The organism is Streptomyces sp. NBC_00400, from assembly GCF_036048035.1.
Lineage (GTDB): Bacteria > Actinomycetota > Actinomycetes > Streptomycetales > Streptomycetaceae > Streptomyces.
Window position 1 is genome coordinate 7,356,010 of sequence record NZ_CP107940.1, and the last position, 20,692, is coordinate 7,376,701.

Below are 20,692 nucleotides of genomic sequence, written 5' to 3' on the forward strand. Positions count from 1 at the left end.
GGGTGGTGGGTGGCTGGTCGTTGCTTGAGAACTGCACAGTGGACGCGAGCATCTGTGGCCAAGTTTTTAAGGGCGCACGGTGGATGCCTTGGCACCAGGAACCGATGAAGGACGTGGGAGGCCGCGATAGGCCCCGGGGAGCTGTCAACCGAGCTTTGATCCGGGGGTGTCCGAATGGGGAAACCCGGCAGTCGTCATGGGCTGTCACCCGCTGCTGAACACATAGGCAGTGTGGAGGGAACGCGGGGAAGTGAAACATCTCAGTACCCGCAGGAAGAGAAAACAACCGTGATTCCGGGAGTAGTGGCGAGCGAAACCGGATGAGGCCAAACCAGTCACGTGTGATACCCGGCAGGGGTTGCGTGGTTGGGGTTGTGGGAGTTCTCTTGATCGGTCTGCCGGCCGGTCGACGAGTCAGAAACCGTTGATGTAGGCGAAGGACATGCGAAAGGTCCGGCGTAGAGGGTAAGACCCCCGTAGCTGAAACATTAGCGGCTCGTTTGAGAACCACCCAAGTAGCACGGGGCCCGAGAAATCCCGTGTGAATCTGGCGGGACCACCCGTTAAGCCTAAATATTCCCTGGTGACCGATAGCGGATAGTACCGTGAGGGAATGGTGAAAAGTACCGCGGGAGCGGAGTGAAATAGTACCTGAAACCGTGTGCCTACAAGCCGTGGGAGCGTCGCGCATCGAGCTTGCTCGGTGCGTCGTGACTGCGTGCCTTTTGAAGAATGAGCCTGCGAGTTTGCGGTATGTTGCGAGGTTAACCCGTGTGGGGAAGCCGTAGCGAAAGCGAGTCCGAATAGGGCGTTGAGTAGCGTGCCCAAGACCCGAAGCGGAGTGATCTAGCCATGGGCAGGTTGAAGCGGAGGTAAGACTTCGTGGAGGACCGAACCCACCAGGGTTGAAAACCTGGGGGATGACCTGTGGTTAGGGGTGAAAGGCCAATCAAACTCCGTGATAGCTGGTTCTCCCCGAAATGCATTTAGGTGCAGCGTCGTGTGTTTCTTGCCGGAGGTAGAGCACTGGATAGGCGATGGGCCCTACCGGGTTACTGACCTTAGCCAAACTCCGAATGCCGGTAAGTGAGAGCGCGGCAGTGAGACTGTGGGGGATAAGCTCCATGGTCGAGAGGGAAACAGCCCAGAGCATCGACTAAGGCCCCTAAGCGTGTGCTAAGTGGGAAAGGATGTGGAGTCGCAGAGACAACCAGGAGGTTGGCTTAGAAGCAGCCACCCTTGAAAGAGTGCGTAATAGCTCACTGGTCAAGTGATTCCGCGCCGACAATGTAGCGGGGCTCAAGCACACCGCCGAAGTCGTGTCATTGCAGCAATACTCCCAACGGAGGCTGTGATGGGTAGGGGAGCGTCGTGTGCCGGGTGAAGCAGCCGTGGAAACGAGTTGTGGACGGTTCACGAGTGAGAATGCAGGCATGAGTAGCGATACACACGTGGGAAACGTGTGCGCCGATTGACTAAGGGTTCCTGGGTCAAGCTGATCTGCCCAGGGTAAGTCGGGACCTAAGGCGAGGCCGACAGGCGTAGTCGATGGACAACCGGTTGATATTCCGGTACCCGCTTTGAAGCGCCCAATATCGAATCCATTAATGCTAAGGCCGTGAAGCCGCCCTGGAGTCTTCGGACAAAGGGGAGTGGTGGAGCCGCTGATCCAAGGTGGTAGTAGGTAAGTGATGGGGTGACGCAGGAAGGTAGTCCAGCCCGGGCGGTGGTTGTCCCGGGGTAAGGGTGTAGCCCGTCATCCAGGCAAATCCGGATGACATGAGGGTGAGACCTGATGCCGAGCCGATTGTGGTGAAGTGGATGATCCTATGCTGTCGAGAAAAGCCTCTAGCGAGTTTCATGGCGGCCCGTACCCTAAACCGACTCAGGTGGTCAGGTAGAGAATACCGAGGCGTTCGGGTGAACTATGGTTAAGGAACTCGGCAAAATGCCCCCGTAACTTCGGGAGAAGGGGGGCCATTGCTGGTGATGGAATTTACTTCCTGAGCTGGTGGTGGCCGCAGAGACCAGCGAGAAGCGACTGTTTACTAAAAACACAGGTCCGTGCGAAGCCGTAAGGCGATGTATACGGACTGACGCCTGCCCGGTGCTGGAACGTTAAGGGGACCGGTTAGTCACATTTCGGTGTGGCGAAGCTGAGAACTTAAGCGCCAGTAAACGGCGGTGGTAACTATAACCATCCTAAGGTAGCGAAATTCCTTGTCGGGTAAGTTCCGACCTGCACGAATGGCGTAACGACTTCTCGACTGTCTCAACCATAGGCCCGGTGAAATTGCATTACGAGTAAAGATGCTCGTTTCGCGCAGCAGGACGGAAAGACCCCGGGACCTTTACTATAGCTTGATATTGGTGTTCGGTTCGGCTTGTGTAGGATAGGTGGGAGACTTTGAAGCCGTGACGCCAGTCATGGTGGAGTCATTGTTGAAATACCACTCTGGTCGTGCTGGATGTCTAACCTGGGTCCGTGATCCGGATCAGGGACAGTGTCTGGTGGGTAGTTTAACTGGGGCGGTTGCCTCCTAAAGAGTAACGGAGGCGCCCAAAGGTTCCCTCAGCCTGGTTGGCAATCAGGTGTTGAGTGTAAGTGCACAAGGGAGCTTGACTGTGAGACTGACGGGTCGAGCAGGTACGAAAGTAGGGACTAGTGATCCGGCGGTGGCTTGTGGAAGCGCCGTCGCTCAACGGATAAAAGGTACCCCGGGGATAACAGGCTGATCTTCCCCAAGAGTCCATATCGACGGGATGGTTTGGCACCTCGATGTCGGCTCGTCGCATCCTGGGGCTGGAGTCGGTCCCAAGGGTTGGGCTGTTCGCCCATTAAAGCGGTACGCGAGCTGGGTTTAGAACGTCGTGAGACAGTTCGGTCCCTATCCGCTGTGCGCGTAGGAGTATTGAGAAGGGCTGTCCCTAGTACGAGAGGACCGGGACGGACGAACCTCTGGTGTGCCAGTTGTCCTGCCAAGGGCATGGCTGGTTGGCTACGTTCGGAAAGGATAACCGCTGAAAGCATCTAAGCGGGAAGCCTGCTTCGAGATGAGTACTCCCACCCCCTTTGAGGGGTTAAGGCTCCCAGTAGACGACTGGGTTGATAGGCCAGATATGGAAGCCCGGTAACGGGTGGAGTTGACTGGTACTAATAGGCCGAGGGCTTGTCCTCAGTTGCTCGCGTCCACTGTGTAGGTTCTGAAGTAACGACCTGTGATGATGCCGGGTTGGTTAACTTCATAGTGTTTCGGTGGTCATTGCGTTAGGGAAACGCCCGGTTACATTCCGAACCCGGAAGCTAAGCCTTTCAGCGCCGATGGTACTGCAGGGGGGACCCTGTGGGAGAGTAGGACGCCGCCGAACAAATTTTAAGAAAGCCCCGTGGGAACCAACATTCCCGCGGGGCTTTTCTGCTTTGTCGTGATCTGGGGACCCGGGGGACGGCCCGGCCGGGGGGGCAGGTAAGGTCAGGGGGCATCGTTGGCACATTTCCCCCACAGGAGGCCCCCGCGTGGAGGTCCAGGAGACGCGGGTCCAGACGGATCGCGTCCTCACCATCCCGAATATCCTGAGCATGGCCCGTCTCGTTGGCGTGCCGGTGTTCCTGTGGCTGATCCTGTGGCCGGAATTCGGTGGCCCGAACGCTGACCTCTGGGCGCTCCTGATCCTCGCTCTGAGCGGCGTCAGCGACTACCTGGACGGCAAACTCGCCCGGCGCTGGAACCAGATCAGCAGCCTCGGACGCATCCTCGACCCGGCCGCCGACCGCCTCTACATCCTGTCGACCCTCGTCGGTCTGACATGGCGCGAGATCCTGCCACTCTGGCTGACCGCGGCCCTGCTGGCGCGCGAGCTGATGCTGCTCATCGCGGTCGGTTTCCTCGGACGCCACCGTTACGGGCCTCCCCAGGTGAACTTCCTGGGCAAAGCGGCTACGTTCAACTTGATGTATGCCTTCCCGTTGCTCCTCCTGAGCGACCGGAGGGGCTGGCTTCACGAACTCGCCACTGTTTTCGGATGGGCGTTCGCAGGATGGGGTACGGCCCTCTACTGGTGGGCAGGGATCCTCTACGTGGTCCAGGTCCGTCGAATCATCAGGGCGGACGCCACGGCCGACTGAACTCTCCGAACCGGCAGGTTGTGTCAGGGCCCGGCGCCCGTACGTAAAACAGGATCAGCGGGTGATTTGGACAGGTGAAGTCGGCAAGACCGTCGTCTCTTAGAGGAGGACGCTTCCGACATGAAGGCCGTTGTGATGGCCGGCGGCGAAGGAACACGCCTTCGCCCCATGACGTCCAGCATGCCCAAGCCCCTGCTTCCGGTCGCCAACCGGCCGATCATGGAGCATGTACTCAGGCTGCTGAAACGGCATGGTCTCAATGAGACCGTCGTAACCGTGCAATTCCTTGCCTCGCTCGTCAAGAACTATTTCGGCGACGGCGAAGAGCTCGGGATGGAGCTCACCTACGCCAATGAGGAAAAGCCACTCGGTACCGCAGGCAGCGTGAAGAACGCCGAGGAAGCCCTCAAGGACGACGCCTTCCTCGTCATCTCCGGTGATGCCCTCACTGACTTCGATCTCACCGATCTGATCAGGTTCCACAAGGAAAAGGGCGCCCTCGTCACCGTCTGTCTCACACGGGTTCCCAACCCGCTCGAGTTCGGCATCACCATCGTGGACGAGGCCGGCAAGGTCGAACGTTTCCTGGAAAAACCCACCTGGGGCCAGGTCTTCTCGGACACCGTCAACACCGGTATCTACGTCATGGAGCCGGAGGTCTTCGACTACTTCGAGCCCGATGTGCCGGTCGACTGGTCGGGCGATGTCTTTCCGCAGCTCATGAAGGAAGGCAAGCCGATCTACGGCTATATCGCCGAGGGTTATTGGGAAGACGTCGGCACACACGAAAGCTATGTGAAGGCACAGGCCGATGTGCTCGAAGGCAAGGTCGATGTCGAGATCGACGGCTTTGAGATCTCGCCGGGCGTCTGGGTCGCCGAGGGCGCCGAGGTCCACCCCGACGCGGTGCTCCGCGGGCCGTTGTACATCGGCGACTACGCCAAGATCGAAGCGGATGCGGAGCTTCGGGAGCACACCGTCGTCGGCTCGAATGTCGTCGTCAAGAGTGGTGCCTTCCTGCACCGTGCCGTGGTGCACGACAACGTCTACATCGGGCAGCAGAGCAATCTGCGCGGCTGCGTGATCGGCAAGAACACCGACATCATGCGGGCCGCCCGTATCGAGGACGGCGCCGTCATCGGCGATGAATGCCTCATCGGTGAAGAATCGATCGTGCAGGGCAATGTACGGGTCTACCCGTTCAAGACCATCGAGGCCGGCGCATTCGTCAATACGTCGGTGATCTGGGAGTCCCGGGGCCAGGCGCATCTGTTCGGCGCCCGCGGTGTGTCCGGGATCCTCAACGTCGAGATCACGCCGGAACTCGCCGTACGACTCGCGGGCGCCTATGCCACCACGCTCAAGAAGGGCTCCACGGTCACCACCGCGCGCGACCACTCCCGTGGCGCCCGGGCCCTCAAGCGCGCGGTGATCTCCGCACTGCAGGCCAGCGCCATCGACGTACGCGACCTGGAGAACGTCCCGCTGCCCGTCGCCCGCCAGCAGACCGCCCGCGGCAGCGCCGGCGGCATCATGGTCCGTACGACGCCCGGCGTGCCGGACTCCGTGGACATCATGTTCTTCGACGAGCGGGGCGCGGACCTCTCGCAGGCCGGGCAGCGCAAGCTCGACCGGGTCTTCGCGCGCCAGGAGTACCGTCGCGCCTTCCCCGGCGAGATCGGCGATCTGATCTTCCCGGCCAGCGTCTTCGACTCCTACACCGGTTCCCTGCTGCGGGCCGTGGACATCACGGGCATCAGCGAGTCCGGGCTGAAGGTCGTCGTGGACGCCTCGAACGGCAGCGCGGGCCTGGTCCTGCCCAGCCTGCTGGGACGGCTCGGCGTGGACTCCCTGACGATCAACCCCGGGCTCGACGAGTCCCGGCCGACCGAGACGCCCGACGCGCGGCGCTCGGGGCTCGTCCGGCTCGGCGAGATCGTGGCATCGGCCCGGGCCGCCTTCGGTGTGCGCTTCGACCCCGTGGGCGAACGGCTCTCCCTCGTGGACGAGCGCGGCCGGATCATCGAGGACGACCGTGCGCTCCTGGTGATGCTGGATCTGGTGGCGGCCGAGCGGCGCACCGGGCGGGTGGCGCTGCCGGTCACCACGACCCGGATCGCGGAGCAGGTGGCGGCTTATCACGGGACGCAGGTGGAGTGGACGACGACCTCGCCCGACGATCTGACCCGGGTGGGGCGCGAGGACGGCACCGTCTTCGGCGGGGACGGCAGGGGCGGTTTCATCATCCCCGAGTTCAGCAGCGTCTTCGACGGCGCTGCCGCATTTGTCCGGCTGATCGGCCTGGTGGCCCGCACCCAGCTCACGCTGAGCCAGATCGACGCACGGATCCCGCGGGCGCACGTCCAGCGCCGTGACCTGGCCACCCCCTGGGCGGTCAAGGGGCTCGTCATGCGGCGTGTCGTCGAGGCGGCCGGTGACCGGGACGTGGACACCACCGACGGCGTACGGGTCGTGGAGCCCGACGGCCGCTGGGTCCTGGTGCTGCCCGACCCCGCTGAGGCGGTCACCCACCTGTGGGCGGAAGGGCCGGACGACGCCTCCGCCCAGCAGCTGCTGGACGAATGGTCCGCAGTGGTGGACAGCGCGGGACGCTGACCCGGACCCCACCGGCGGCCCGTGCCTCGGCACGCCGGTGGGGCCATTGGGAGACCACGCGGCCGACGTGCGACGATGTGCGGCATGTCGCAGCAGCGCCCCGATCGGAGCAACCCGAATACCTCGGCCGCGCGCCCCGATGCGTCCATGTCGCTGCTGACCAATGTGATGGATCACAGCCTCGACGACGGATACGCCGAGGCGGCCGCCCGGAAGTCCGAGGCCGGGGTGCGCGGTCTGCCGCGTACCCTGCGGGCGAAGTTGGGCCTCGCGGCCGGTCTGGTGCTCGCCGCGCTGGTGGTGACGGTGGGTGCGGCGCAGGCGCGGATATCCGCACCGACGCTCGCCAAGGAGCGCGAAGAGCTGATCAACCGCATCCAGAAGGGCACCGGCGAGGCGGACCGGCAGCAGCAGCGGGTCGATGCCCTCCGGGACGACGTCAGCAAGATGCAGCGCGAGGCGCTGAAGCAGCACGGCAGCGACAAAGCGGAACTGCTGGCCCTGCTGTCCGGTTCGACCCAGGTTTCCGGACCTGGCGTGAAACTGGTCGTGGACGACGCCAAGGACGCGGAGTCCAGCGGCGGCGGACCGCGCGAGAGCAGTGGTTTCTCGGACACCGGGCGGGTACGCGACAGAGACATGCAGCGCGTGGTCAACGGCCTGTGGGCGTCCGGTGCGGAGGCCATCTCCGTCAATGGACAGCGGCTTACGTCACTCTCGGCGATCAGAGCCGCAGGAGACGCCATACTGGTCGACAACAAGCCACTGGCGCCGCCTTATACGGTGCTGGCGGTGGGGGACGGGCAACGGCTGAGCACCGCTTTCCAGGACAGCGCCGACGGTCAGTACCTCCACGTGCTGCAGGAGAACTACGGGGTACGCACCAGGATTTCCGTGGAGAACGAGGTCAGGCTGACGCCCGCGCCCAGTTTGATCGTACGTACCGCAAAGCCGCAGGCCGGTGCCGCCAAGGCGGACGGCACCGACACAGGGAAGGGCACATCGTGATCGCCGTATTGGGCCTCATCGTGGGAGTCGTGGTCGGGCTTGTCGTCCGACCCGTGGTGCCGACGGTGGTCGAGCCCTACTTGCCGATCGCTGTCGTCGCGGCGCTGGATGCCGTGTTCGGCGGTCTGCGCGCGATGCTGGACGGCATCTTCGACGACAAGGTCTTCGTGGTCTCCTTCCTGTCGAATGTCGTCGTCGCCGCGCTGATCGTCTTCCTCGGTGACAAGTTGGGCGTCGGTGCCCAACTCTCCACCGGCGTCGTCGTGGTGCTGGGTATCCGGATCTTCTCCAACGCCGCCGCGATTCGCCGGCACGTCTTCCGGGCGTGAGGCGGATGTCGACGGAGGAGATCCCGGAGCCGGAGAAGAAGCCGGAGCAGGCGGAACAGCCGGAGCCCGAGAAGCAGCCGGAGCCCGAGGAGAAGACCGAGCCGGAGAAGGAGTCGGAGCAGCCGGAGCGGGACCAGGACAGCGGCCCGGCCGGCCGGCGGCCGATGCCGCCCGAGAGCCGGACCACGCCGGAGTGGTCGGAGGCCGAGGAAGATACCGAAGCTCCGGAACCGGACAGTGCTGGACAGAAGGCCGACAAAGGGGCAGACTCCTCGACTCCGGAGGCGGTTGCCGATAACGGGAGTGCGGAGCGCCCGAAGAGCGGTCGGGAGCGGCTGGTGGCGAGCCTGTGGCCGCCGCGGCTGACCCGGGCTCAACTGATCGTTGCGTTGCTCCTGTTCATTCTCGGCCTCGGCCTGGCGATTCAGGTACGTTCCACAAGTGACAGCAGTGCGCTGCGGGGTGCGCGTCAGGAGGACTTGGTGCGCATTCTGGACGAGCTGGACAATCGCTCCCAGCGGTTGACCGACGAACAGCGGCGCCTGGAAGGGCAGAAGACCGAGCTGGCGAACAGCTCGGACCAGGCCGAGGAGGCCCGTAAGCAGACCGTGGAGAAGGAACAGCAGCTGGGTGTGCTGGCCGGGACCGTCGCGGCGCAAGGGCCCGGCATCAGCCTGACCATCGACGACCCCACGCACTCCGTCGAGGCGGACAAGCTGCTGGACACCATCCAGGAGCTGCGGGCGGCCGGCGCCGAGGCCATCCAGGTCAATGATGTCCGGGTCGTCGCCAACACTTCTCTCTCGGATCTCCGGGGTGGCGTGGGGATCGACGGCAAGCGCGTCGTGCAGCCGTACCGCTTCAAGGTGATCGGTAAGCCGCAGGACCTGGAACCGGCGCTGAACATCCCCGGTGGAGTGGTCCAGACGCTGGAAAAGGAGCAGGCCAAGGTGTCTGTGACCCGTGAGGAGAAGATCATTGTGGACGCCTTGCGAGAGGCGAAGCGGCCTGACTACGCTCGGTCGTCATCGCAGTGAGGCGTACACGTATGTCGAGTGCCCGGCGAGGGCATGAGGTAGCGGGGGGTCGACGCACCGTGCGTGTGGTGTGTGGTGGAAACTGTCTGAAGGCCACGGACGTTCACAGGATGTCCGGATCGGCCGGTGTGTGCATCGAGGGTTCGTCCTGCCCCACGGGCGGGTCTATGTCGTTCAAGGGGAATCGCCCGTGAAGTTGTTTGGAAAGCTGTTCGGCAAGAGCGCCCGCCAGGATGGCGGCAGCGGCTCCGCGCGGCACCGTGCGTCGGGCCGGCCCGACGAGAGTGGCGCGGCGGAGGACCGTCCGCTCTTCCGTGACGAGGTCAGCGGTCCGTCCGGGGGGCACGGCGCGGGTTCTGTTGACCCCTCCGGTGCCGGCCGCATAGGTTCCCAGGAACCATCAGCCGCACGCACGGGTGGAGGGTCGGCCTTGCCGGTTTGTACGAGGTGTGGGAACCGGAACGCCGAGGCGAGCCGGTTCTGCTCCAACTGTGGTGCGCCGCTGCGTCCGGGCGCTCAGCCCGAGCGGGCATCCGAGACGACCTCCACCATCTCCATTTCGGGGCTGGAGGCCTACGACTCGGAGGCGACGGGCCAGAATCTGTCGCCGTCGCTGTCCCCCGAGGCCCAGGCGGCTGTCGATGCCCTCCCGCTGGGATCGGCGCTGCTGGTCGTCCGCCGGGGCCCGAATTCGGGCAGCCGCTTCCTTCTGGACAGCGAGCTGACGACGGCGGGCCGGCATCCGCAGGGCGACATCTTCCTCGACGACGTGACGGTCTCGCGCCGTCACGTGGAATTCCGCCGGGGTCCGGACGGGCTCTTCACGGTCGCCGACGTCGGCAGCCTGAACGGCACCTACGTGAACCGCGAGCGGATCGACTCCGTCACCCTTGCCAACGGCGACGAGGTCCAGATCGGCAAGTTCCGCCTGGTCTTCTACGCCAGCCAGCGAGGCGCCGGTATCTGACCGGCCGGGGAAGGTATATGCGCGATACACCGAAAGGCGGTGCCGGCTTCGCCGGCGCCGCCTCCTCGGACGGTAAGCCGGTGAGCATCGGCACGGTGCTCACCCTGCTGCGCGAGGAGTTTCCCGAGGTCACCATCTCCAAGATTCGCTTCCTGGAGGCCGAGGGATTGGTAGAGCCGAAGCGCACGCCTTCCGGATACCGCAAATTCGCGGCGGCGGACGTCGAGCGGCTGGCCGCCGTCCTGCGGATGCAGCGGGACCACTATCTGCCGCTGAAGGTCATCCGGGAGCATCTGGACGCCCTGGAGCGCGGTGAGCGGGTACAGCTGCCCGCTCCGGCGACACCCTCCCGCGACCTCGTCGAAGGCGTGCACGAGCCGGGTGAGGACCGTCCCACGGCTGCCCGCATCGGCCGGGCGGAGCTGCTGGCCGCCGCGGAGGTGGACGAGGCGGCCCTCGCCGACTGGGAGTCCTACGGACTCATCGTCCCTCATGCGGAGGGCGGATACGACATCGAGGCCGTCACGGTGGCCAAGCTCGTTGCGGACCTGGGCCGTTTCGGTCTGGAACCGCGGCATCTGCGTGCCGTGAAGGCGGCCGCCGAGCGCGAGGCGGGCCTGGTCGAGCAGGTCGTTGCACCCCTTCGGCGGCACCGTAATCCGCAGACCAGGGCCCATGCCGAGGCCACTGCCAGAGAGCTGGCGACGCTGTCCGTACGGCTGCATGCGGCACTGGTGCAGAGCGCTTTGCGGGTCCGGCTGTAGTGAGCAAACGAGTGCCCGACTACCCAAACCGGCCGGGCACGTCCTAGGGTTGCTGTGTGAACGAGCTCGACGTCGTGGGTGTCCGGGTGGAAATGCCTTCCAGCCAACCGATCGTGCTCCTGCGGGAGGTGGGAGGCGACCGATACTTGCCCATTTGGATCGGGCCAGGGGAGGCCACCGCCATCGCCTTTGCCCAGCAGGGCATGGTCCCTGCCAGGCCGCTGACGCATGACCTTTTCAAGGACGTGCTCGAAGCGGTGGGCCAGGAACTGACGCAGGTCCGCATCACGGATCTGCGCGAGGGGGTTTTCTATGCCGAACTTGTCTTCGCGAGCGGAGTCGAGGTCAGCGCGCGTCCGTCCGACGCGATAGCGCTGGCATTGCGCACCGGAACGCCGATCTTCGGTACCGACGGTGTGCTGGACGACGCGGGCATCGCCATCCCGGACGAGCAGGAGGACGAGGTGGAGAAGTTCCGCGAGTTCCTCGACCAGATCTCGCCCGAGGACTTCGGGACCAACAGCCAGTAATACCGGCCAGGCGAACCACCTGTTTCCGGCCAAACCTGTAGCCGTTCCCCGTGTGGGGTCACGAGAAACCACTCGTAGGGTGATTATCACTCGGCGTGGCGAGCGCGGCGATCGTTGACGCACCCCGAGTGACTGCATACCGTCGATGTGGCAGGTCCCGTCCGGGACGTGGAGGACGGAGGGCGGCGTGGCAATCACCGGCGACGGTATGGCGGCGGAAGGGGCGTTGCCGCTCCACTCGGGCGCAGCAGCGAACCCTGCCCCGGCACCGGCCGCGGCGGTGTCGGGGGACTGCGAGGCTCAGAACATCGGCTATCGCGGCCCGACCGCCTGTGCGGCAGCGGGCATCACCTATCGGCAGCTCGACTACTGGGCGCGTACGGGCCTGGTGGAGCCGAGCATCCGGCCGGCGTACGGCTCCGGCACCCAGCGGCTCTACAGCTTCCGGGACGTCGTGGTCCTGAAGATCGTCAAGCGGCTGCTGGACACCGGGGTGTCGCTGCAGAACATCCGCACCGCGGTCCAGCATCTGCGGGCGCGCGGACTGGCGGATCTGACACGGATGACGCTGATGAGCGACGGTGCGACGGTTTACGAGTGCACCTCGCCCGACCAGGTCGTGGATCTGCTCCAGGGCGGCCAGGGCGTCTTCGGGATCGCCGTGGGCGTGGTGTGGCGGGACGTGGAGGGCGTGCTGTCACAGCTCCACGGGGAGCGGGTGGACACCGGCGAGACCCTGATCGGGAAGAACCCGCACGACGAGCTGGCGCGGCGGCGCAACCGGGCGGGCTGAGTCCCTGACCGCGTCACCGGCCCGGCACGGGGCCGATTGTCAGTGGCATGGGGCAGCATCGGAGATGTGAGACCCGCGCCGACGATCCTGCATCTCGACATGGATGCGTTCTTCGCGGCCGCCGAGCAGGCGGCCAAGCCGAGCCTTCGCGGCAAGCCCGTGGTGGTCGGCGGGATCGGCCTGCGCGGGGTGGTCTCCACGGCGTCGTACGAAGCCCGGGTGTTCGGGATCCGCTCCGCGATGCCCACGGCCCAGGCGCGCCGGCTGTGCCCCAACGCCGCTTACCTCACCCCGCGCTTCTCGCTGTACCGCCAGGTGAGTGAGACGGTGATGGAGCTGCTGCACGGGCTGTCGCCGCTGGTGGAGCCGCTGAGCCTGGACGAGGCCTTCGTCGACCTGGAAGCGGGCGGGGTGCCGCCTCGGACGGCCGCCGCGCGGGCCGTGGGGGAGCGACTGCGCCGCGAGATCCGTTCCGCCACGGGCCTGACCGGCTCGGTGGGGCTGGCCGGCGCCAAGATGCTGGCGAAGATCGCGTCCGAGGCGGCCAAGCCGAACGGTCTGGTGGTGATCGAGCCCGGTACCGAACGCGAGCTGCTGGGCCCGATGACGGTGCGGACACTGCCCGGGGTGGGGCCCGCGACGGCCGAGACGCTGCGCCGGGCCGGGATCCACACCGTCGCGGAGACCGCGGAGGCCGGGGAGGCCGAGCTGGTGCGGCTGCTGGGCAAGGCGCACGGTGCCGGGCTGTATGCGATGGCGCTGGGCCGGGACGACCGGCCGGTGGTGGCCGAGCGGGACGCGAAGTCCATCTCGGTCGAGGACACCTTCGAGGTCGATCTGACCGACCGGACGCGGGTACGGAGCGAGGTGCTGCGGCTGGCGGACCGCTGTGTGGAGCGGCTGCGGTCCGCCGGGCGCTCCGGGCGGACGGTGGTCATCAAGGTGCGCAACTACGACTTCTCGACCCTGACCCGCTCCGAGACGCTCCGTGGGCCCACCGACGACCCCGCGGTGATACGGGAGGCCGCCGTGCGGCTGCTGGAGATGGTGGACACCACCGGCGGGGTCCGGCTGCTGGGCGTAGGGGTCAGCGGCCTGGCCGACTTCACACAGGAGGATCTGTTCGCCCAGTTCGCGACGGAGCGCGAGGCGAAGGAGGCGGAGAAGGCCGCGAGAGCGGCGGCGGAGCTGTCCGGTGGCGCGGCGGCGGCTCGGGAGGCCGAGGAGGAGCGGCCTCGGCGCTGGCATCCCGGACTGGACGTGGTGCACGACGAGTACGGCGCGGGCTGGGTGCAGGGGAGCGGGGTGGGGAGGGTGACCGTGCGCTTCGAAACGCCGTGGTCCGCACCGGGGAGGGTGCGGACCTTTGCTGTGGAGGATCCGGCGCTGCGGCCGGGGGAGCCCCTGCCGCTGGTGGGCGGGGGACCGGCGGACGGTCAGTCGTCCGAGCCGGCGATCCTGCCGAAGTCCTTGTCACCGGAGCCGGGCGAGGACACCGGGTCGGATGTCGGGGAGGAGATATCCAGTCGGTAGTGGTGATAGAGCTGAAGTTCCTGCTCAGGGGAGAGATGGCGGCCGACGCCGAAGTCCGGCGCGTCCTTGATCAGCTTGCGGTCGTAAGGAATGTGCAGGCCCTCACCGACCATCTTGCTGGGTTCGAGGGGGACGAACGCGTCCCGGCTGAAGAGTCCGGTGCGCACGGCCGCCCACTCCGGTTCCCCCGTCGCGTCGTCGAGATACACCTCGTCGATCGTGCCTATTTTGGCGCCGTTACGGTCGAACGCTTTGCGGCCGATCAGGCTCCGGGGATCGATATCGGTTTGCACGGTCCCTCCAATTGGTCGCAACTGCCCTCTGACAACAACCAAACGGCACATTTCATGCCCTGGCCACTCGAAGGATCCTTCGAGTGCCGCGCTGGTAGGCTGGCCAATGGCCGCAGACCCCGTGCGGGAGAGTCCTTTGCCGTTCGCGGCGAGGGCGCCGAAGGAGCAAATCCTCCCCGGAATCTCTCAGGCACACGTACCGCGTGGGCGAGGTCACTCTGGAAAGCAGGGCGGGCCGCGGAAGGCACACCTCCGGGACCCCTCCTCACCGACGGTGAAAGCCGGGCCGCTTCGCGCGGGCCGGTGAAGCTCTCAGGTTGAGATGACAGAGGGGGAGGCCGTCCGGGCACCCGCGCCGTGGTGCCCCTCGTAGGTCGCACGACCAGGAGGCCCCCGCAGATGACCACCAATCGCATCTCCTTGACCGAGCTGGAAAGCGGCACTCCCTTCGAGCACCGGCACATCGGTCCCGACCACGAGGCGCAGGCCAAGATGCTCGCGCACATCGGGTTCGGATCGCTGGACGAGCTCACCGCCACCGCCGTGCCCGATGTCATCAAGAGTGCCGAGGCGCTCGGCCTGCCGCAGGCCCGTACCGAGGCCGAGGTGCTGCAGGAGCTGCACGGCCTCGCGGACCGCAACCAGGTGCTGGCGTCCATGATCGGACTCGGCTACTACGGCACGTTCACCCCGCCGGTGATCCTGCGCAATGTCATGGAGAACCCGGCCTGGTACACGGCCTACACGCCCTACCAGCCGGAGATCTCGCAGGGCCGCCTCGAGGCGCTGCTCAACTTCCAGACGATGGTCGCCGACCTGACCGGTCTGCCCACCTCCGGCTCCTCGCTGCTGGACGAGGGCACCGCGGCCGCCGAGGCGATGGCGCTCTCCCGCCGGGTCGGCAAGGTCAAGCAGGGCGTCTTCCTGGTCGACGCCGACTGTCTGCCGCAGACCATCGCCGTGATCGAGACCCGTGCGGAGCCCACCGGCGTCGAGGTCGTGGTCGCCGACCTGTCCGACGGCATCCCGGCCGGGATCGCCGAGCGCGGGGTGTTCGGTGTGCTGCTGCAGTACCCCGGCGCCTCCGGTGCGGTCCGCGACCCGCGCGCCGTCATCGAGCAGGCCCACGAGCTGGGCGCGGTCGTCACCGTCGCCGCCGATCTGCTCGCCCTGACGCTGCTGACCTCGCCCGGCGAGCTCGGCGCGGACATCGCCGTCGGCACCACCCAGCGCTTCGGCGTCCCGATGGGCTTCGGCGGACCGCACGCCGGCTTCATGGCCGTCCGCGACCAGTTCGCCCGCAGCCTGCCCGGCCGCCTGGTGGGCGTCTCCGTCGACGCCGACGGCAACAAGGCCTACCGCCTCGCACTGCAGACGCGCGAGCAGCACATCCGCCGGGAGAAGGCCACCAGCAACATCTGCACCGCGCAGGTGCTGCTCGCCGTCATGGCCGGCATGTACGCGGTCTACCACGGCCCCGAGGGTCTGCGGACGATCGCCCGGCGCACCCACCGCTACGCCGCGGTCCTCGCCGAGGGCCTGCGGGCCGGCGGGGTGGAGATCGTGCACGGCGCGTACTTCGACACGCTGACCGCGCGGGTGCCCGGCCGGGCCGCCGAGGTCGTGGCTGCCGCTCGCGAGGCCGGCGTCAACCTCCGGCAGGTCGACGCCGACCTCGTCGGCATCGCGTGCGACGAGACCACCGGGCGCGCGCAGCTGGCCGGCGTCTGGGGCGCCTTCGGGGTGCACGGCGACGTCGAGCAGCTGGACGCGGCCGCCGCCGAGGCGCTGCCGCAGGACCTGCTGCGCGGCGACGACTACCTCGCCCACCCGGTCTTCCACCAGTACCGCTCCGAGACCGCGATGCTGCGCTACCTGCGCACCCTCGCGGACAAGGACTACGCACTGGACCGCGGCATGATCCCGCTCGGCTCCTGCACCATGAAGCTGAACGCGACCACCGAGATGGAGCCGGTCACCTGGCCCGCCTTCGGGCAGCTGCACCCGTTCGCGCCGGCCGCCCAGGCGCAGGGCTACCTCACCCTGATCCAGGAGCTGGAGGAGCGGCTGGCCACCGTCACCGGCTATGACAAGGTCTCCATCCAGCCCAACGCCGGATCGCAGGGCGAGCTGGCCGGTCTGCTGGCGGTGCGTGCCTACCACCGCGCCAACGGTGACGAGCAGCGCACGGTCTGCCTGATCCCGTCCTCCGCGCACGGCACCAACGCCGCCAGCGCGGTGATGGCCGGGATGAAGGTCGTCGTCGTCAAGACCGGTGAGGACGGCGAGGTCGACGCCGACGATCTCCATGCCAAGATCGAGAAGCACCGTGACGAGCTCGCGGTCCTGATGGTCACCTACCCCTCCACCCACGGCGTGTTCGAGGAGCACATCACCCAGATCTGCGCCACGGTGCACGAGGCGGGCGGCCAGGTCTACGTCGACGGCGCCAACCTCAATGCGCTGGTCGGCCTCGCCGAGCCCGGCAAGTTCGGCGGCGATGTTTCGCACCTCAACCTGCACAAGACGTTCTGCATCCCGCACGGCGGCGGTGGCCCGGGCGTCGGCCCGGTCGGCGTACGCGCCCACCTGGCGCCGTACCTGCCCAACCACCCGCTGCAGCCCGGCGCGGGCCCCGAAACGGGCGTGGGGCCGATCTCCGCGGCGCCCTGGGGCTCGGCCGGCATCCTGCCGATCTCCTGGGCGTACGTCCGCCTGATGGGCGGCGAGGGCCTCAAGCGTGCCACCCAGGTGGCGGTGTTGAGCGCCAACTACATCGCCAAGCGCCTGGAGCCGCACTACCCGGTGCTCTACACCGGCCCCGGCGGTCTGGTCGCGCACGAGTGCATCATCGACGTGCGGCCGCTGACCAAGGCGACCGGTGTGAGCATCGACGACGTCGCCAAGCGGCTCATCGACTACGGCTTCCACGCGCCGACGATGTCGTTCCCGGTGGCCGGTACGCTGATGATCGAGCCGACCGAGAGTGAAGACCTCGGCGAGCTGGACCGGTTCTGCGACGCGATGATCGCCATCCGTGCGGAGATCGAGAAGGTCGGCACGGGGGAGTGGGACAAGGACGACAACCCGCTGCGCAACGCCCCCCACACCGCGGGCGCGCTCGGTGGCGACTGGTCGCACCCGTACACCCGTGAGGAGGCCGTCTTCCCGGCCGGCGTCGAGGCCTCGGAGAAGTACTGGCCGCCGGTGCGCCGCATCGACGGTGCCTTCGGTGACCGCAACCTCGTCTGCTCCTGCCCGCCGCTGGACGCGTACGACAGCTGAGTCACGGTAACGGACTCGCCGTAGGGGATTGACCGCGACGGGTTCACCGCAACATTCAAGGGCCCTCGGCAGATCTGCCGGGGGCCCTGTGGTGCGTGCCGCGCTCGCGGGTCAGGCAGCGGCGGTGGCGCGAGTGCGGTGCGGGGCGATGACCTGCCCGTCCGGCAGCAGCTCACCGGTGTCCTCGAAGAGCAGGACGCCGTTGCAGAGCAGGCTCCAGCCCTGCTCCGGGTGGTGCGCCACAAGGTGTGCGGCCTCCCGGTCGGTGGAGTCGGCTGACGGGCATGGCGGTTGGTGCTGGCACATGGAAGTTGTCTTTCGCTGCGGTGTGGTGAACGTCGTTGTGCGGCTCGATGAGGTGTGCATGGCCGCTCCCCCGTTTCCATCGGTCGGTCCCAGTGTTGCCCCACGGGCGGGATTCCGCAGGGATTTCGCAGCAGCGGTACTCACTCGGTAGGGACGTGTCACCCGTGCGGGCGGTTGCTCCCAATTGCACTCCTCCCCAAGCGGGTTGGGAGTGGTGGCCGCGGACTAGCCCGCCTGGGTGAGCGCGACAGAGCGCCCCGTGGCCCGAAGAGGCCGCGGGGCATGCTCATGACGGGTGACGGGCGCCCGTCTCCGCTGGGGAGAACCGGGGCCGGCGTGCGGGATCAGGCGGGTTCGGCGAGGAGCGGGGTGGCCGGGGTGAGGCGCAGGGTGAGCCGGGGGAGCAGGTCGGCGATGCGCTGCGGACGGTGCGCGGCGATCCCCGGCGGGGCGGGCGCCAGCGGCACCAGGAGGTCGCCGGGCGCGGCCAGTCCTTCGGTGCCGTCCGAGGTGATGTCGTGGTGCAGCCACAGGGTGAGCATGTAGAGCTCGGGTACGGACAGCAGGCGCGGCTGGTAAGGGGTGGCGAGCGATTCGGCCTGTGCCAGTGCCTGCTCGGTCGCGGCGACATAGGGGCCGCCGCAGAACCGTGCGAAGGTCCAGCCGTCCGCGGTGAGCACCGCTTCGGCGGTCGCCACGGCCCGCTCCCCGCCGCGGACCAGGAAACGCCAGCCGGCCAGGCGGGTCCGCGGCATGCCGCCGCTCCGGCTGACGTCTTCCCAGACGTGGACGGGCAGCGGGTGGTCGGGGCTGAGCGGGCCCTGATGGGTGCGCAGCGCGGAGACCGGGGCTTCGCGGACCGCGGTGGGGGAGCCGAGGGCGGCGAGAACGCAGCGCAGGGCAGGCGTGGGGGCAGGGGGGAGGTGCAGCGGCATGGTGGGTCGCCTCTCACTTCGGAGACACGGTGGAACCTGGCAGGGTGCAAACGACGCTGTCTGCGTGCGGGGTCAGAGCGTGGCCGGCCGGGGCTGCGGCCCGGCGAGGTCAGTCGCTGTGCCCCCGTGCCGGTGGGAACACCGGGACGCTGGGCGCCAAGTCTCTGCCTCGTAAGCGGAGTTTATACGACGTATGTTCTGAAAGTGTTTCGGCTACCGGCCTTGTGGATTTCGGGCAAGGGGAAATCCGGACCCCTGTGTGAGGCGCTTTCTTCCGCTTTGTGCCTCACTTTTACGGCGCCATCTCGTATTCCTTCGGCGGCGCGGTAGGCCGGATCTCGCCGGTATTTCTTGTGACGGATATGCGGAAGGCGATCGCCGCCCAGATATGCCTGGGGGAGGTGCCGGAGGCCGGTCTGATTCGAGCCTATCGGTACCGGCGTGCCGCCGCGGCGTTATCGATCAGATTGCCGGGGCATCATCGACCGTAGCGTGATCCCCGCCGCAGTCGGGGAAGGCCCCAAGTGGTCCGTGGTCGCGGGCCGTTCACTCGAGGAGGGACCCTTCGATGGGGGAGAAGGTCGCCGCGGACGGGATCGATCTGGCGGACCGGGAGCGTTATCGAAGAAAGCTCCACGAGTGTCTTGCGGGATTGCGGAGGCTGCTGGAGGAGGAGAGGTTCGACCGGCCCAAGAATCTCATGGGCCTGGAGATCGAACTCAATCTGGCGGGCGCCGACGGGCTGCCCCGGATGATGAACTCTCAAGTTCTTGAGCGCATCGCCAGCTGTGATTTCCAGACCGAACTCGCCCAGTGCAATCTAGAGGTCAACACCCTGCCGCACCGATTGAGCGGCCGGGTACTGGACCAGCTCGCCGAAGAACTCCGTACGGGACTCGCCTATGCCGAAAGGAAAGCACGCGAGGTCGCCGCCCGGATCGTGATGATCGGCATCCTGCCCACCCTGCACGCCACCGACCTCACGGCCGCCAGCCTCTCCGAGAATGACCGCTATGTCCTGCTCAACGACCAGATGCGGGCGGCTCGCGGCGAGGACTTCGCACTCGACATCCGGGGCGTCGAGCATCTGGTTTCCCGCTCGCCCTCCATCGCGCCGGAGGCCGCCTGCACCTCGGTCCAGCTGCACCTCCAGGTGACACCGGGCCGCTTCGCCGCGGTCTGGAACGCGGCACAGGCCATCGCCGCCGTGCAGGTGGCCGTCGGCGCCAACTCACCCTTCCTCTTCGGCCGTGAGCTGTGGCGTGAATCCCGGCCTCCGGTCTTCCAGCAGGCCACCGATACCCGGGCGCCCGAGCTGCAGGCCCAGGGGGTACGCCCCCGCACCTGGTTCGGCGAGCGCTGGATCGACTCCGCATACGACCTCTTCGAGGAGAATCTGCGCTACTTCCAGCCGCTGCTGCCGTTGTGCGGACCGCAGGAGCCGCTGCGGGTCCTCGACGAGGGCGGGGCCCCCGACCTGGCCGAACTGGTACTGCACAACGGCACCATCTACCGCTGGAACCGCCCCGTCTACGCGGTCGCCGACGGTGTCGCGCATCTCAGGGTCGAGAACCGGGTGCTGCCGGCCGGCCCCACCGTCGCCGACGTCATCGCCAACACCGCCTTCTACTACGGACTGGTACGGGCGCTGGCCGAGGAGCCGCGCCCCCTCTGGTCGCGGCTCCCGTTCGCCGCCGCGTCCCGTAACTTCGACGTCGCCTGCCGGTACGGCATCGACGCCACCCTTGACTGGCCCCGCCCCGGACGGGCCGGTGGGATCGCCGAGATCCCGGCCGTACGGCTGGTGCGCCGGGAGCTGCTGCCCCTGGCGGCTCGCGGGCTGGACGCCTGGGGGGTGGAACCGGCCGACCGTGACCACTACCTCGGCATCATCGAGGAACGCTGCCGGCGCCGGGTCAACGGCGCGTCCTGGCAGGCCGAGGCCTGCCGGCACGCCCGGCGCCAGGGCCTGGACCGGGAGGCCGCGCTCGCCGCGATGACCCGGCGCTACAGCGAGCTGATGCACACCGGGGAGCCGGTGCACACCTGGCCGGTTGCCTGGGCGGTCGGCCGGCGGCCCGCCGTACGGGAGCCACAGGAGGCGGCGGCCGACGGGATGTAGCGGGGCGGCGGGGCGTACCCGGTGGGTGCCGGTGCGGCGGACGGGTTC

General features: G+C 67.1%; 15 protein-coding genes, 2 rRNA genes and 2 riboswitches. Of the genes, 14 read left to right on the forward strand and 3 right to left on the reverse strand.

Annotated features, from left to right (window positions below; genetic code table 11):
* The first annotated feature begins 56 nt into the window (after nucleotides 1-56).
* From OHS81_RS32290 to OHS81_RS32345, 12 genes are all read left to right on the forward strand, one after another.
* Nucleotides 57-3,178: ribosomal RNA gene (locus tag OHS81_RS32290) — 23S ribosomal RNA — on the forward strand.
* 74 nt (nucleotides 3,179-3,252) lie between these two features.
* Nucleotides 3,253-3,369: ribosomal RNA gene (gene rrf / locus OHS81_RS32295) — 5S ribosomal RNA — on the forward strand.
* Nucleotides 3,370-3,517: 148 nt separating this feature from the next.
* A complete protein-coding gene (locus tag OHS81_RS32300) occupies nucleotides 3,518-4,126 on the forward strand; it encodes a CDP-alcohol phosphatidyltransferase family protein (protein ID WP_088796473.1) in 609 nt (202 codons plus the stop codon).
* Between the two features lie 120 nt (nucleotides 4,127-4,246).
* A complete protein-coding gene (locus OHS81_RS32305; protein ID WP_328389128.1) occupies nucleotides 4,247-6,742 on the forward strand; it encodes a mannose-1-phosphate guanyltransferase in 2,496 nt (831 codons plus the stop codon).
* Nucleotides 6,743-6,817: 75 nt separating this feature from the next.
* Nucleotides 6,818-7,750, forward strand: a complete 933-nt coding sequence (locus OHS81_RS32310; protein ID WP_328389130.1) for a DUF881 domain-containing protein — start codon at nucleotides 6,818-6,820, stop codon at nucleotides 7,748-7,750.
* Nucleotides 7,747-8,079, forward strand: a complete 333-nt coding sequence (locus OHS81_RS32315; protein ID WP_003984969.1) for a small basic family protein — start codon at nucleotides 7,747-7,749, stop codon at nucleotides 8,077-8,079. Before OHS81_RS32310 ends, OHS81_RS32315 begins: the two co-directional genes overlap by 4 nt.
* A 164-nt stretch (nucleotides 8,080-8,243) precedes the next feature.
* Nucleotides 8,244-9,116: a DUF881 domain-containing protein gene (locus tag OHS81_RS32320; RefSeq protein WP_443058878.1), complete on the forward strand. Its 873-nt coding sequence runs from the start codon at nucleotides 8,244-8,246 to the stop codon at nucleotides 9,114-9,116.
* 118 nt (nucleotides 9,117-9,234) lie between these two features.
* The gene (locus OHS81_RS32325; protein WP_256338902.1) at nucleotides 9,235-10,083 is read left to right on the forward strand and encodes an FHA domain-containing protein; all 849 of its coding nucleotides are present in this window, start codon (nucleotides 9,235-9,237) and stop codon (nucleotides 10,081-10,083) included.
* Between the two features lie 17 nt (nucleotides 10,084-10,100).
* Entirely contained in the window at nucleotides 10,101-10,847 is a 747-nt protein-coding gene (ftsR, locus tag OHS81_RS32330) for a transcriptional regulator FtsR (protein WP_328389134.1), read from the forward strand.
* 56 nt (nucleotides 10,848-10,903) lie between these two features.
* Nucleotides 10,904-11,377, forward strand: a complete 474-nt coding sequence (locus OHS81_RS32335; protein ID WP_006606439.1) for a bifunctional nuclease family protein — start codon at nucleotides 10,904-10,906, stop codon at nucleotides 11,375-11,377.
* Between the two features lie 187 nt (nucleotides 11,378-11,564).
* Nucleotides 11,565-12,170 (forward strand): MerR family transcriptional regulator, encoded by a 606-nt coding sequence (locus OHS81_RS32340; protein ID WP_088796467.1) that lies wholly within the window; start codon nucleotides 11,565-11,567, stop codon nucleotides 12,168-12,170.
* 66 nt (nucleotides 12,171-12,236) lie between these two features.
* The gene (locus OHS81_RS32345) at nucleotides 12,237-13,703 is read left to right on the forward strand and encodes a DNA polymerase IV (RefSeq protein ID WP_328389136.1); all 1,467 of its coding nucleotides are present in this window, start codon (nucleotides 12,237-12,239) and stop codon (nucleotides 13,701-13,703) included.
* Here OHS81_RS32345 and OHS81_RS32350 read toward each other — a convergent pair.
* Nucleotides 13,607-13,996, reverse strand: a complete 390-nt coding sequence (locus OHS81_RS32350) for a PRC-barrel domain-containing protein (protein WP_176963700.1) — start codon at nucleotides 13,994-13,996, stop codon at nucleotides 13,607-13,609. The genes OHS81_RS32345 and OHS81_RS32350 overlap by 97 nt on opposite strands.
* A gap of 114 nt (nucleotides 13,997-14,110) precedes the next feature.
* Nucleotides 14,111-14,208: riboswitch (glycine riboswitch) on the forward strand.
* Nucleotides 14,209-14,335, forward strand: a riboswitch (glycine riboswitch).
* A 60-nt stretch (nucleotides 14,336-14,395) separates the two neighbouring features.
* Here OHS81_RS32350 and gcvP point away from each other — a divergent pair.
* Nucleotides 14,396-17,281, forward strand: coding sequence for an aminomethyl-transferring glycine dehydrogenase (gene gcvP, locus OHS81_RS32355; protein WP_328389139.1), 2,886 nt, complete (start codon nucleotides 14,396-14,398; stop codon nucleotides 17,279-17,281).
* Between the two features lie 111 nt (nucleotides 17,282-17,392).
* Here the strand turns inward: gcvP and OHS81_RS32360 are convergent, their stop codons facing one another.
* Nucleotides 17,393-17,587, reverse strand: coding sequence for a DUF5999 family protein (locus OHS81_RS32360; RefSeq protein ID WP_182496663.1), 195 nt, complete (start codon nucleotides 17,585-17,587; stop codon nucleotides 17,393-17,395).
* A gap of 344 nt (nucleotides 17,588-17,931) precedes the next feature.
* Nucleotides 17,932-18,522 (reverse strand): hypothetical protein, encoded by a 591-nt coding sequence (locus OHS81_RS32365; RefSeq protein WP_328389142.1) that lies wholly within the window; start codon nucleotides 18,520-18,522, stop codon nucleotides 17,932-17,934.
* A 568-nt stretch (nucleotides 18,523-19,090) separates the two neighbouring features.
* Here OHS81_RS32365 and OHS81_RS32370 point away from each other — a divergent pair.
* The gene (locus OHS81_RS32370; RefSeq protein WP_328389144.1) at nucleotides 19,091-20,644 is read left to right on the forward strand and encodes a glutamate-cysteine ligase family protein; all 1,554 of its coding nucleotides are present in this window, start codon (nucleotides 19,091-19,093) and stop codon (nucleotides 20,642-20,644) included.
* Nucleotides 20,645-20,692: the final 48 nt, after the last annotated feature.

Bases quoted from the DNA above. Each gene is read 5' to 3' on its own strand.
- OHS81_RS32305 (WP_328389128.1), top strand. From the start codon at position 4,247: ATGAAGGCCGTTGTGATGGCCGGCGGCGAAGGAACACGCCTTCGCCCC.
- OHS81_RS32310 (WP_328389130.1), top strand. From the start codon at position 6,818: ATGTGCGGCATGTCGCAGCAGCGCCCCGATCGGAGCAACCCGAATACC.
- OHS81_RS32320 (WP_443058878.1), top strand. From the start codon at position 8,244: ATGCCGCCCGAGAGCCGGACCACGCCGGAGTGGTCGGAGGCCGAGGAA.
- ftsR (WP_328389134.1), top strand. From the start codon at position 10,101: ATGCGCGATACACCGAAAGGCGGTGCCGGCTTCGCCGGCGCCGCCTCC.
- gcvP (WP_328389139.1), top strand. From the start codon at position 14,396: ATGACCACCAATCGCATCTCCTTGACCGAGCTGGAAAGCGGCACTCCC.
- OHS81_RS32360 (WP_182496663.1), bottom strand. From the start codon at position 17,587: ATGTGCCAGCACCAACCGCCATGCCCGTCAGCCGACTCCACCGACCGG.
- OHS81_RS32365 (WP_328389142.1), bottom strand. From the start codon at position 18,522: ATGCCGCTGCACCTCCCCCCTGCCCCCACGCCTGCCCTGCGCTGCGTT.
- OHS81_RS32370 (WP_328389144.1), top strand. From the start codon at position 19,091: ATGGGGGAGAAGGTCGCCGCGGACGGGATCGATCTGGCGGACCGGGAG.